The sequence below is a fragment of the Hymenobacter persicinus genome, assembly GCF_004167665.1.
Classification (GTDB): Bacteria; Bacteroidota; Bacteroidia; order Cytophagales; family Hymenobacteraceae; genus Hymenobacter; species Hymenobacter persicinus.
Window position 1 is genome coordinate 16443 of sequence record NZ_SEWE01000020.1, and the last position, 12198, is coordinate 28640.

At 58.6% G+C, this 12198-nt stretch carries 13 protein-coding genes; 9 read left to right on the forward strand and 4 right to left on the reverse strand.

The features are described 5' to 3' along the window. Positions 1-21: 21 nt before the first annotated feature. A complete protein-coding gene (locus EWM57_RS11015) occupies positions 22-1305 on the reverse strand; it encodes a TolC family protein (RefSeq protein ID WP_129921201.1) in 1284 nt (427 codons plus the stop codon). A 538-nt stretch (positions 1306-1843) separates the two neighbouring features. Here EWM57_RS11015 and EWM57_RS11020 point away from each other — a divergent pair. The 6 genes from EWM57_RS11020 to EWM57_RS11045 all read left to right on the forward strand — a co-directional run bounded on the left by EWM57_RS11020 (position 1844) and on the right by EWM57_RS11045 (position 8552). Beyond that, a complete protein-coding gene (locus EWM57_RS11020) occupies positions 1844-2665 on the forward strand; it encodes an SdiA-regulated domain-containing protein (RefSeq protein ID WP_129921202.1) in 822 nt (273 codons plus the stop codon). Between the two features lie 410 nt (positions 2666-3075). Beyond that, entirely contained in the window at positions 3076-3513 is a 438-nt protein-coding gene (locus EWM57_RS11025; RefSeq protein ID WP_129921203.1) for a PepSY-like domain-containing protein, read from the forward strand. Positions 3514-3596: 83 nt separating this feature from the next. Next, complete coding sequence (locus EWM57_RS11030; RefSeq protein WP_129921204.1) at positions 3597-6026, forward strand: TonB-dependent receptor domain-containing protein; 2430 nt, start codon at positions 3597-3599, stop codon at positions 6024-6026. A gap of 134 nt (positions 6027-6160) precedes the next feature. Further along, positions 6161-6982: a phosphatase PAP2 family protein gene (locus EWM57_RS11035; RefSeq protein WP_129921205.1), complete on the forward strand. Its 822-nt coding sequence runs from the start codon at positions 6161-6163 to the stop codon at positions 6980-6982. Between the two features lie 37 nt (positions 6983-7019). Then, positions 7020-7787, forward strand: coding sequence for a COG4705 family protein (locus tag EWM57_RS11040; protein ID WP_129921206.1), 768 nt, complete (start codon positions 7020-7022; stop codon positions 7785-7787). Between the two features lie 51 nt (positions 7788-7838). Further along, a complete protein-coding gene (locus tag EWM57_RS11045) occupies positions 7839-8552 on the forward strand; it encodes a phosphatase PAP2 family protein (protein WP_129921207.1) in 714 nt (237 codons plus the stop codon). A gap of 79 nt (positions 8553-8631) precedes the next feature. On the opposite strand, the gene EWM57_RS21925 is transcribed toward EWM57_RS11045, so the two are convergent. Then, complete coding sequence (locus EWM57_RS21925) at positions 8632-8883, reverse strand: helix-turn-helix domain-containing protein (RefSeq protein WP_165370486.1); 252 nt, start codon at positions 8881-8883, stop codon at positions 8632-8634. A gap of 96 nt (positions 8884-8979) precedes the next feature. Here EWM57_RS21925 and EWM57_RS11055 point away from each other — a divergent pair, with 96 nt between their 5' ends. Beyond that, entirely contained in the window at positions 8980-9405 is a 426-nt protein-coding gene (locus tag EWM57_RS11055; protein ID WP_129921208.1) for a hypothetical protein, read from the forward strand. 73 nt (positions 9406-9478) lie between these two features. Continuing rightward, the gene (locus EWM57_RS11060; protein WP_129921209.1) at positions 9479-9751 is read left to right on the forward strand and encodes a hypothetical protein; all 273 of its coding nucleotides are present in this window, start codon (positions 9479-9481) and stop codon (positions 9749-9751) included. A gap of 202 nt (positions 9752-9953) precedes the next feature. Here EWM57_RS11060 and EWM57_RS21930 read toward each other — a convergent pair whose 3' ends face one another. Beyond that, positions 9954-10547 (reverse strand): ImmA/IrrE family metallo-endopeptidase, encoded by a 594-nt coding sequence (locus EWM57_RS21930; protein ID WP_129921210.1) that lies wholly within the window; start codon positions 10545-10547, stop codon positions 9954-9956. 15 nt (positions 10548-10562) lie between these two features. Then, positions 10563-11030 carry a helix-turn-helix domain-containing protein gene (locus tag EWM57_RS11070; protein ID WP_165370487.1) on the reverse strand — a complete coding sequence of 156 codons (468 nt, stop codon included), beginning with the start codon at positions 11028-11030 and terminating at the stop codon, positions 10563-10565. A 63-nt stretch (positions 11031-11093) separates the two neighbouring features. Here EWM57_RS11070 and EWM57_RS11075 point away from each other — a divergent pair, with 63 nt between their 5' ends. Beyond that, on the forward strand, positions 11094-12185 hold the full coding sequence (locus EWM57_RS11075; RefSeq protein ID WP_129921212.1) for a CBASS cGAMP-activated phospholipase: 1092 nt from the start codon (positions 11094-11096) through the stop codon (positions 12183-12185). Positions 12186-12198 lie beyond the last annotated feature (13 nt).

Genomic DNA, 12198 nt, shown 5'->3' on the forward strand with positions numbered 1-12198 from the left:
ATCTATTGGTCTGAAAAAGAGTTAGAAACGGGCCCCGCCTACGCTGTAGCGGAGCCGGGCCAGGGCCCGGCGCTGGTCGGCACGGGCGTCGGCGGCACGCTGGCGGGCGTCGAGCAGCTGGCGGGTGGTTTCGGCCACCTGCACGTAGGGGAAGTCCCCGTTGATAAAGGCTTTGGTGGAGCGGCGCAACGCATCCTGCAGGCTGGGCAGGTAGCTTCGCTCCCACAGCGCCACGCTCTGGGTGGCCTGCTCGTATTGGACGTAGGCCTCACGCACATCGAGGCCCACGGTCTGCCGTAAAGCCAGGTACTGCCAGGAGGCCTGCTCAAGCTCGGCCTTCACCCGGGATATGCGGCCCTGGTTGCGGTTGAAGATGGGCAACCCGATGGCCGCGCCAGGACCGAGGTGAACCGGGTTCGGGTCATTCAGGCGGGCATTCAGCGACAACACGAAGGAGAATACCCGGCTCCGCTCCCACTTTAGCCGTTTGCCGATGGCCTCGATGCCCGTGCGCGCCGCCCACAGGTCGGGCCGGGCCGCGTAGGCCGAGTCCAGCAAGGCGGGCAGTGGTGGCACGGCAGCAGCAGCGGCCGGAGTTACCACAAAGCGTACAGAGTCCACATTCATAGAGTCCAGGCCCAGCGGGGTCAGCAGGCGCAGCCGGGCCACCCGAGCATCGCGGCGGGCGCGGTAGTAGTCGTCCACGGCCCGCAAGGAATCGGCACTGGGCGCTACGGTTTCCAATTCGCTGGCCTCGCCCACCCGGTAGCGGGAGCGGACGATGCGCGCTACCTCGGCCCGCATGGCAATGGCTTCGCGGGCAATACGCAGGCGCTCATCGGCCAGGGTCACGTCGGTGTAGGACACCTGCGCGTCGCGGCCCACGAGCAGGCCGCGGCTGACCAAGTTTTCGGCTACGCGCTGGGTTTCGAGCTGGGCGGCGCCCACGCGGCCCGGGCGCTGCCAGAGCAGGTCGGAGGCGAAATTCAGGGCTAATGAGAAGGGCGCGCTGCCGTAGGAGGTAATACCCGACAGCACCGGGTTGGCCAGCAGGCCCGCGTCCTGTAAATCAGCCTGGGCTAGGGCCAGCGTGCTCAGGTCGGCCTGAAAGGCGGGGTTGCGGGTGAGGGCCAGCCCCACTGTTTCTTCCTCGCTGAGGCCATCCTGCAGGTTGGGCAGCGGGGGCGCGGGGGCGTTGGCGGCGCGGACCGGCCCCAGTTCAAAGCCGCCCCGAGCCTGGAGCTTGCGGGCTACCTGCTCACGGGTGTAGGCCGACTTGGTGCTGACGCAGCCGGCTAGCAGCAAGGATAAAGTAAGTAGCCAGACCAGAATTGGGTGCAGAAAGCTGCGACCAGGAGGGCGGGGTTGCACAAGGTGGTTGTCAGTCACAGAAACAGGAATTGAGAGAAGGTGAAAGCATTCTAAAAAGCGTCAAAGCAAGCCACATTAAAATATGATTAAAAATAAATTAAAACGCTTTAACTAGTCTTTAACGCGCTAATAATTATGACTAATCATATTTATGAAGATTGAATGAAGTTAGATTGAGCAAGGATAGAATCGGTTTCTGAAGCAAATCTGTCTGCCCGATCAAAAGGTGCAGTTCCCGTCGTAGCAAGAGCTGAGGGCCAAGCCGCGTATAGCGAGCGAGGAATGAGTTGCCGGGCAGGCTGAACCAGAGGCCCGCCACCCGGTGCAGATTTAATACAGAATCAAGTCGGTGCTTTACCAAAAAGCCAGCCGGTACCCATAGTACTGCATCATTCCTGCTAAGCTCAAGTAGGTTGGATACCTGCTACCGCCACCTGCGCCTGCTTCAACTACTTCATTCTGCCCTCAGCTCATGCACAACCTCCTATTTTTAGTGCTTTTCGCAGCCGTTGAAGCCTACTTTCCGGCTCCTGTTGTCTCCACTACCAGCTACGACCTGACCCGGCCGACTGCCACGTTCCGGATGCCCACGGCGCTGCGGGAACTCTCCGGCATTGCCATGCTGCCCAACCAGCGCGTGGCGTGCATTGAGGATCAAACAGGGACCATTTACATCTACAGCCTGCTTTCCCAGCGTATCGAGCAGACCATTGCCTTCGGCCCCGCCGGGGACTATGAGGATATAGTGCAGGTGGGCAAGGACTGGTTTATTCTGCGCAGCGACGGGACCCTGTTCCGACGCTCGGGCACGAAGACAACCACCTATGCTACGGGGCTAAGCACGGCCAACAACCCGGAGGGGCTTGCCTATGATGCGGCCACGAAATCCTTGCTGGTTGCCTGTAAAGGAGCCGCCGGGGTGGGTGGCCCCGACCAGATGCGTGCCGTGTACCGGCTTGATCCTAGCACGTTTCACCAAAGCGTGAAGCCCGTTTATCTATTGAGTGTGGCGCAGGTGCAGGCCACAAATGCTGCCATTAACCGCTTTGCCCCCTCCGCAATTGCCATTCAGCCCCAGACGGGCCACCTATTTATTGCCGCTGCCAGTGGCAATGCCCTGCTGGAGCTCGATGCCCAGGGGCATATACTACATGCCGACAAACTGCCCCGAAATCTGTTTCCGCAACCCGAAGGGCTCTCCTTTGCCTCTAATGGGGACCTCTACATCAGTAGTGAAGCCGGAGATGCCAAAACGGCCTTGATACAGCGCTTCAAGATTCGTACAACCCTATAGTGTCTGGGTGCTACGGCGTACAGTCGTCCTGAAGCGGTGACGAACAGGCGAACAATCCCTCGTTTACTTATGGCTAAAACCCAGCCTTTCTTTCAGCATACGGCCCACGTAACCGGCCTGCGCGCCCCCTTGCCGGAACCCGTACGCTTGCCGTTCCACGACAATGACGAGTGCCCGATTGGGCAGCAGGTCAAAAAGAAGGGAGAATGGCAGTATTATGAGCCGGTGCGAATTGAAGAAACTCGGCCCCGCTGCCCGCGGTGCAGGGACTTGGATTCGGCAACTCAACCGCCAACAAATAACAGCTCAGTTCTGCCTAGACGCATATAACTAGAAAGAAGGAAGTGTCAGATTGCCGACAGAATGAGCCGCTAGTATTGCGTCATCATCCACTTTCTTTCCAAAAAGTCATGAAAAAGCTCCTGCTATTTGCCGCATTACTACCGCTGGCAAGCCTGGCCGCCCAGGCCCAGAAAATAACCGCCAAGCAAGTTCCGGCCGCCACCGTGGCGACTTTCAAAAAAGCGTACCCCACCGTCAAGGCGGTGGCCTGGGAAAAGGAAGAGGCTAACTATGAGGCCGGCTTCACCCAGGGCAAAAGCGAAATGTCGGTAGTGATTACGCCCACCGGGACGCTGCTGGAAACGGAGATGGAAATGCCCGTCACGCAACTGCCAGCCGCCGTGCGCACCAAGCTGGCCACCGACTACAAAGGCTATAAAGTCCTGGAGGCCGCCAAAATCGTGACGGCTGCCACCGGCGCCACCACCTACGAGGCGGAAGTAAGCCAGGCCGGCAAGAAGCGGGACGTCCTCTTTCACGCCGATGGCACCGAAGTAAAGAAATAAGGGCGCCTACGCGCGTCAGCAGTGACAATTTGGTTAGAAGGCCGGCCCGGAGCGCGGGCCGGCCTTCTACCTTGCCAGCCAGTATGAAAGATAGAGTACGCATCCTGCGGCCAGCCTTGTTGCTGGCCTTTTTAGTGGGCTTTTGCCCCCTGCTGCTTCAGGCCCAGACCGGCGCGGTGCGCGGTGCGCTCCTGGATGCGGCGACGGGCCAGCCGTTGCCCTTCACCAATGTAGTGCTGCTGCGCGCCCCCGATTCGAGCTTTGTGGCCGGGGCGCAGACGGCGGAAAGCGGCGCGTTTGCGCTGGAAAAGCTGGCCCTGGGCACGTACTTTCTGCGGGCCACCGCCGTGGGCTACCGCACCGGCCGCCGCACCATTACCCTCACCACGGCCACGCCTTCCCTGACGCTGGGCACCTTGCGCCTGCGCAGTACGGCTACCCAGCTGCGCGACGTAGTGGTGACGGCGGAGCGGCCAGTGGTGAGCGACAACCTCGACAAGAAGGTTATCGACGTGAGCAAGGACCTGACCGTAACCGGCGGCACGGCCATCGACGTGCTGCAAAACGTGCCTTCGGTAAGCGTGGATCAGAACGGGGCCGTGAGCTTGCGCGGTTCCAGCGGCGTGACGGTATTCATCGACGGCAAGCCCACCACCACTACGCTCGACCAGATTCCGGCCAGCACCATCCAGAGTGTGGAGGTGATTACCAACCCTTCCTCGCGCTACGACGCGGCCGGGGCGGGCGGCATTCTCAACATCGTGCTTAAGAAAGAGCGGCGCGACGGCCTCAACGGCCAGGCCAGCGCGACGGCGGGCACCGGCGGCAAGTACAACACCTCGCTGAGCCTGAACCTGCGCCGGGGCAAGCTCAATGCGTTTGCCTCCTACGACTTCCGCCAGGACCGGCGCCGCATTACCGGCCGGCTCGACCAGACCACCACGGCGCGCGACACCACCCTGCAACTGCACCAAGACCGCACCGGCGTTAACACCCAGAGTTCCCACGCCCTGCGCCTGGGCCTGGACTACGCGCTGACGCCCGAGCAGACGCTCACGCTGGCCGTGCAGCCCCGCCTCAACCCGCTCGAAAGCCAGGAAACGCTGGATTCGCGCCAAGTGAATGTCACGGATGGCAACCGGCCGGTACTGGCCGGCACCAGCCACCGCGTCAACACCAGCACGGGCCGCTTCCGCTCAGCCGATGTGGCCCTGGATTACCGCCGCACCTGGGCCGGGCAGGAAGGGCGGGAGCTAACCGCCAACGCTGTCTATACGCCCCTGCTGGCCGATAACACGGTGAGGTCCCTCATCAGCTATCCGACGGACAACACGGCCGTCACCCAGCAGCAGCGCACCGTCAACCACACGACTCAGGCCTCCGCCCAGGTCGACTACAGCCACCCGCTGGGCGAGAAAAGCCACGTGGAGGCCGGCCTGCGCAGCACCCTGCGCCGCTACGACCTGGACTACCGGTTTAGCCACTCTCCGGCGCTTTCCTTTGATCCGTCGAACCGGTTTCTCTACAACCAGTACGTGCAGGCCGGCTATGCTCTCTACGTCAATGCGCGGGGCCGCTTCAGCTACCAGGTGGGGCTGCGGGCTGAGCAAACTAACTTGGACGGCAACCAGCTGGCTTCCCGCGAGCAATTCGCCCAGCACTACTTCAACCTGTTTCCCAGCGCCGTGCTGGCCTATGAGCTGCCCCACGACCAGCGCCTGCAGCTCAGCTATAGCAAGCGCATCGAGCGGCCCGATGCCGGTGAGCTGAACCCCTTCACCGACCGCTCCGATCAGCTCAACCTGGTGACGGGCAATCCGCAACTGCGGCCCGAATACGTGCACGCCGTAGAGTTGGGCACACAGAAGACCTTCGCCGGCGGGCGCAGCGTGAGTGCCACGGCCTTCTACCGGCTTGAAACCAACACCGCCCAGGGCTTTCGCCGGGTGCTCACTGACCCGCTTACGGGCAACATCGTGACCAGCACCACCCGCCAGAATCTGGGCCAGGAAACCTCTTATGGGCTGGAGCTGGTGGGCGCTACGCCCCTGACCAGCTTCTGGAAACTCAACGGCACGGCCTCCACTTTCCGGCGCATTATTAAGGGTGCCTCGGCCGACGGGACGCCCATCAATACGGCCAGCCAGGTGTACTCAACCCGGCTCAACAATACCTTCTCGCTCAGCAAGCAACTGGATCTGCAGCTGGCCCTGAACTACCGCTCCCCCATCAACACTTCCCAGGGCCAGCGGCGGCAAAACTTCAACATCGACTTCGGGGCCCGGCACAACGTGCTCGGCGATCGGGGCACCGTCACCCTGCGCGTGGCCGACGTGTTCAATACCCTGCGCTACGACTTCACCGCCACCGGCCCCGGCCTGGTCACGGACAGCCGCTTTAAGCGGGAGTCGCGCATCGCCTTTCTGGGTTTTGCCTACCGTTTCGGGCACAGCCAGACCACCAAGCCGGCCCGCAAAAGTGAGCCGGCCGACGACGGGGGCGGGTTTGAGTAGCGCCGACCAGGATAGTGAAAGGGAGAAAAGCGCAGAAGGCAGATTTGCGTCAGATTCGGCCGCTAGGTTTGGGCGTTGCCCAACTGGCGCCGTTCAGCGGCCTGGGCAGATGGTTTCACGCTCTTTCTTACCCCATGCGCCTGCTTCGCTCCACCCACACGTTCCTTGCCATACTTCTGCTGGGCTTTGCCTCGCCAACTTTCGCCCAAGTTCCGCAGAACCCAACCCCCGCGGCCGCCGATACGACGCACAAGTTTGAGAACCCCGCCGGCGTATCCCCAGTCCGGCCCGGCACCCCGTTCTTTCAGAAAAAGCTGGTGAAGGCCAGCATCGTGCCGGCCCTGCTGATTGGCTACGGGGCCTATACCTTTAACGGGGGCGGCTTTTATACTAACCAGCAGGCCAACCGCGACATTCACAAGCTCTTTCCCACCTACCGTTCTCACCTCGACAACATCCTGATTTTTGCCCCTTACGCCGAGCTCGGCTTGGTGGCGCTGGCGGGCGTAGAATCGAAGAACGACCGACTGAATACGCTGCTCGTCATTGGCAAATCGGAGGTGATTATGCTGGCGTCCGTTTTTGCCGTGAAAAGCCTGAGCCACGAAACCCGCCCCGACGGCTCGGACAATCTCTCGTTTCCGTCCGGGCATACGGCCCAGGCCTTTCTGGCCGCTAGCATCGTGCACAACGAATTTCGGGATAAAAGCCAGTGGTACGGCATCGGGGCCTATACCCTGGCCACCAGCGTGGCCGCCCTGCGCATGATTAACACCAAGCACTGGCAGTCCGACGTAGTAGCCGGCGCGGGCTTCGGGATTCTGTCCGCTCACCTGGGCTACCTGACCCACCGCAACCGCTGGGGCCGTAAGCCGCAGCTGACCGGCCTGCACATGGCGCCTACCTATTTCGGCGGGGGCACGCCGGGCGTATCGCTCAGCTGGCGGGCCCACTAAGTTCCAACTGCTGGTTGTCCATTTTATCTCAGCTGACATGAAGAAGATACCGGAAGTAACGCTGCTGTTCTGGGTGATGAAAATCTGCGCCACTACGCTGGGTGAAACCGCCGGCGACCAACTGGCCCAGACCATGAAAGTCGGGTACGCCGTCAGCTCCCTGATCCTGATTGGTTTCTTTATCGTGGTGCTCATTGGGCAGCTGGCGGCCAAGCGTTACATCCCGGCCCTGTACTGGGCCGTGATTCTGGCCACCAGCACGGCCGGCACCACGATGTCCGACTACATGGACCGCACCCTAGGCCTGGGCTATGCTACCGGCTCGGCTATCCTGATTGCGATTCTACTGGCCGTGCTGGGGCTGTGGTGGGTGAGCGAGAAGTCCTTGTCGGTCACGGAAGTGCAAAGCCGCAAGGCTGAACTGTTCTACTGGACGGCCATCCTGTTTTCCAATACCCTGGGTACCGCGCTGGGCGACTACCTGGCCGACGATTCCGGCCTGGGCTTCGGGGGCGGCGCCCTGCTCATTGGCAGCCTGCTGGCTGTGGTGGTGCTGGCCTATTACTTCACGAGCATTTCGCGGGTGCTGCTGTTCTGGGTGGCCTTCGTGCTGACGCGCCCGTTCGGAGCCACCTTCGGCGACCTACTCACCAAGTCGCCCGAGAAACACGGGCTGGGCTTTGGCACCAGCGGCTCCTCCCTGATTTTGCTGGGGATTCTGGTAGCACTGGTCGTGTATGACACCGTCAAGCAGCGGAGCGCGGGTTGGCTGGAAAGTAACAGCGGGGCCGGCAGCCGGCCCTAGCTTCTGCCCTGTCCACCTGTTCCATTGCTCGCCCTTGTTACCGCAGTTAGCATGACCCTCTCTTCCCTGCTGGGCTACGCACGGCTACTCTGGCAAAAGCACCGCAGACTGTTGCTAACCCTGTGCCTAGGGTTTATCGGCCCGTGGTTCGTATTTATCAAGGTTGGGCAGGAAGTCTGGGAAGACAAAGGGTTTCCCGGCGACCAGCTGATTTTGCGGCTGCTCCACCGCTTCGGCAGCCCCGGTCAGGATGCACTGGCGGTGTGGCTGGCCCAGGCCGGCGGCACACGCTGGACACCGTTGGTAGAAGCGGTGGTGCTGGCCGGTCTGTTGCTGGCCCGGCAACGGCGGGCGGCACTGTTTTTCCTGCTCTCAGTAGGTGGGGCCGGGGCATTAAATTTATTTGCCAAGTTACTACTGGCCCGCGCCCGCCCGGACTTTTGGGTATCCATTGCCCCAGAAACTTCTTACAGCTTTCCCAGTGGGCACGCCATGGGCGCGGCGGCCCTAGCCCTGACGCTGGGTATCTTACTCTGGCCCACCCGGGGCCGCTGGGTAGCCGTGCTGCTAGGGACTGCTTGGGCGCTGCTCATGGGCTGGTCGCGCATGTACCTGGGCGTACATTTTCCTTCCGACGTGCTGGCCGGCTGGGTCGGTTCCGTCGGCTGGGTTTGGGGCGTACACCTGCTGTTTTCCCGCTTTGCCCTGGCCCTGCGCGGCCTATGGGGCGATACCCGCTCCTACTGGCTAAATCGTCCTAGATAATTACTTGGCGTCCCCCGTCGTTCTATCAGCTACCCCCTACTCAAATGCTCTTCGGGACGGATTAGAGTTAGGCCGTAAATCAGCTCTTATTAAGCTTATCTACTGCCTCAATTCCAGGACAGTTCATTAGCTCCTGTAGAGGAATCTCAAATGCCCGAGTGAGGGAAATCAATATGTCAAGGGTCACCGAGAACTTGGCCAATTCGAGGCGTTGGATAGTGAGCTTTGAAACATCCGCCATATCAGCTAGGGCCTGCTGGCTAAGCTGTCGTTGCTCCCGTAGCCGGCGCACGTGTAGCCCAAAAACTATAAGACCGGCCGGATTTTTCACCAGCGCAAGGTCTACTGGGCTTCAAGGCGTTTAGATACACATGTGTATCCAAAACAAGGAAATATCAGTAGCTTTGAGTCTAACTTGTTTAGCTATATGGTAAAAATGGCCTCAGAACTGTCGCGGCATGAGCTTGATGACCTTTGCACGCAATATCAGAAGCAGCTAGAAGGCCCAATGCGGCAACAGCAGATTGCCATAAATTGTGCTAGCGACTACTTCAGCAGCATTCCTGAATCTGAACGGTCTCCCGAACTGTCTGCCTTACAAGAAATCTTCTCGGAAGCAGCAGGAGACCCGCAGTGGAAAGACCTGCTCGAAGATCTAACAATCATGAGAGAGGATTTTTCGACACCAGAGCTGCGAGACGAGTTCTGGTTCGGCTTTCAGCATATAATCTATATGCGGGCGTGCCTAATGAACCTGTACTACCCCCTAGCGCAGAAAATGGCGGCGCAGTATGGGTTCAAACTGCCTGATGAGGCGAACACCATCCCTCGCCCAAGCACAGCCGCTGCCTGACACCTTGGCCTCAATACCCTTGTTAAGACAGATTAGGGTGCCTATGTAGGTCTATAGAAGCCTGTACTATTCCATGAAAGTATTACGCACAGCTTTTTTTGCAGCATTGCCCTACTTGGTAGGGTTGCTCTTCTTTCTTATTGAATGGGGTATTGGTGCGGTTATACTGACCTACCTCCTACAGTGGCTCGGTTGTGGAGTTACCACGCAGCGCGTTGTAGCAACTATTTGGTTGTTATTGGCCTCCTTTAGGGCGGCAGCACGCCACAGCCGCAGCAAACGCAATAAGATGTTGCAGATGTATATAGATGGCGAAATCGACACTCATCCTGACGACGTGAAATAGAATGGAGATCCGTAAGGGCCAAGTAAAAAACAGACCCACCCGGTCTGACAATTGCGTTTCCATTTGCCTTAACTCCCCCCCTATTTTCATCAGCTACCCCGCGCCGGTGAGTAGCTCTTGGATACATATACTATTTCAACATATTCACTAACAGTCAGCAGGTAATTCCCCTGGTAACTATGCACCAATTGTCTATCATAGGCTAAGGTCGCAGGTAAGCCAATTGACGTTTTACACCTGTTCTATTAATGCGGAGCTGTACCATTTGAGCACTAGCTTGATAATGCTCCATAATTGTGGCATTGTCCCATCCCTTACTTAGTGCGAAAAGCAACGCAGCTCGGGGTAACAAGAGCGTCCACCCGAGGCAGTCAGCTTCTGACTCCTGCTCCTCCGGGTAAAGCCGCATGTAATCGGGCAGCCCATTGCCTGTATCGATGGCAGACAATTCATGTCCACAAAGAATGTGTGCCACTTCGTGCATCACATTGCTTTGTTGCCGTGCAGGTGAATGTACCCCGTTGTGAATGATAAGGTGGGTTGACTGTTGAGACGGGTGATACGGCATAGTAAGCGCCGACCAGTGCTTTCCGCTCGGATGACAGAGTGTTGTTAAGCTCTTCGATGAAAGCCCAACCAACTGCTGAGCCACGACGACCTTAATGCGCAGGTGCTCACAAAGCCGGAAAGCACATAAGGGCTCGTACGGCCGTAGACCCAGCTCTTGGCGCAAAGACTCAGCTTTTCGCTCTGCTTTTGCGGCGAAACCGTGGGGGAGTTTGGACTTCGCTGCCATTAGGACGCTATTTAATTAGTGCCCAATAGCTTCTTGACTCACTTGACGATAGGCAAGTTGAATCATTTCTATCAGCGCTTGTGCCGTCGCCTTGGGCAAAACGCGGTCGGCTCGCAGGTGAGCCACTATTTTATCGCTTTCGGAGGCCGTAGCGCCTTCGTCGGTAGTAGTGAATGTATCGGTGGGGACGTTTAACCATTTGCAGAGCTGCAAGAAGGTATTCACGTCTGGAACGGAGCCTTGCTCAATTCGAGAGAGAGTAGAGGCGCTGACTTCGCCTATCTCCTGGGCTACTGCTCGTAACCCCCGATTCGCTCGCTTGGATTTCACCATCGCGGCAAGTTTGTCAGTGTCAAGTTGTACGCTCATGATGGGCTGGTGGCATTGTTGCGCAAAGTAAACATTTGTTTCACCGGTGGAACAATTATTGGAGTCGTTTCGTTCGTGAAACAGTCGTATTGCAAAGTAGACAAGCTTATCCATTATACGCATGCCACAATGCAATGACGGCCTTTCCCTGTACAAAAGAAACCCAGATACTCTGAAATGACTCCTACTACTCCTTCGCTTGAGAAACCATTTCGCATTCTATCCCTTGATGGTGGGGGGATTCGCGGCCTTTATACCGCTCGATTCTTAGCCGACCTGGAAGCGCAGCTGCAACGAGACGGCCATGAACAAACTTCTCTTTATCAACACTTCGACTTAATCTGTGGTACCTCAACCGGCGGCATTATCGCTTTGGCGCTGGCATTAGGCATGCCGGCTCGGGAACTCGTTCACCTGTATTCCCACCACGCCAAGGACATTTTCGGCGCAGGCCGTAACCTCGTTTCTTGGCTGGGTACGGCCCGGTACTCCAATAAGAATCTGGAGGCGCTGTTGAAAGAAAAGTTTGCCCCCTACTCTGCAGACGGAAATACCCGGCTGGGACACGCCCGCACACGGGTGTGCATTCCAGTGTTCAACGCCGTGTCGGGCAAGGTGAGCGTTTACAAAACCTGCCACCACAAAGATTTCATTCGGGACTATCAGATGCCGGCCTATCAAGTTGGCATGTCCACGGCTGCGGCCCCTACCTATTTTGACCCCTATAGCCCGCGTTACCTAGCGGACGTAACGGAAGAGGAGGTTATCATTAGCCACAACGTAGACGGCGGCATTTTCGCCAACAACCCCGCCCTTATTGGCCTGAATGAGGCCCACGGCTGCTTGGCTGTGCCGTGGGCCAATGTTAGACTGCTCTCCATTGGCACCGGCCGGCAGGCCTTCACTGAGCGCCCTGAGCAACGGCGGTGGGGCCTGTTTTACTGGGCCAACAAAATGCGCATCCTAGACATGATACTTCATGCCCAAGCCGACCACACCGATAGCATCTGTCAAATGCTCAGTCGGGGAGCTGGCCGAGAGACCCCGCAAGCTTTTTTGTACGAGCGGGTTCAGTTCGACTTTCTCAATAAACAGGAATACGTCGATCTAGATACCACTTCCCCAGCAAAGCTCACAGTTTTGCAGGAGCGGGCTAGCAACCAGTTCCGCGAACGTGGCCGACACATCATTGATAATTTCTGTACTGAGCCGACGGCTGCATTTGCTCCCTGCCGCTCACTGAGCAAGCCCGCGCTGGTAGCTGCTTAACAATTAATTCCTT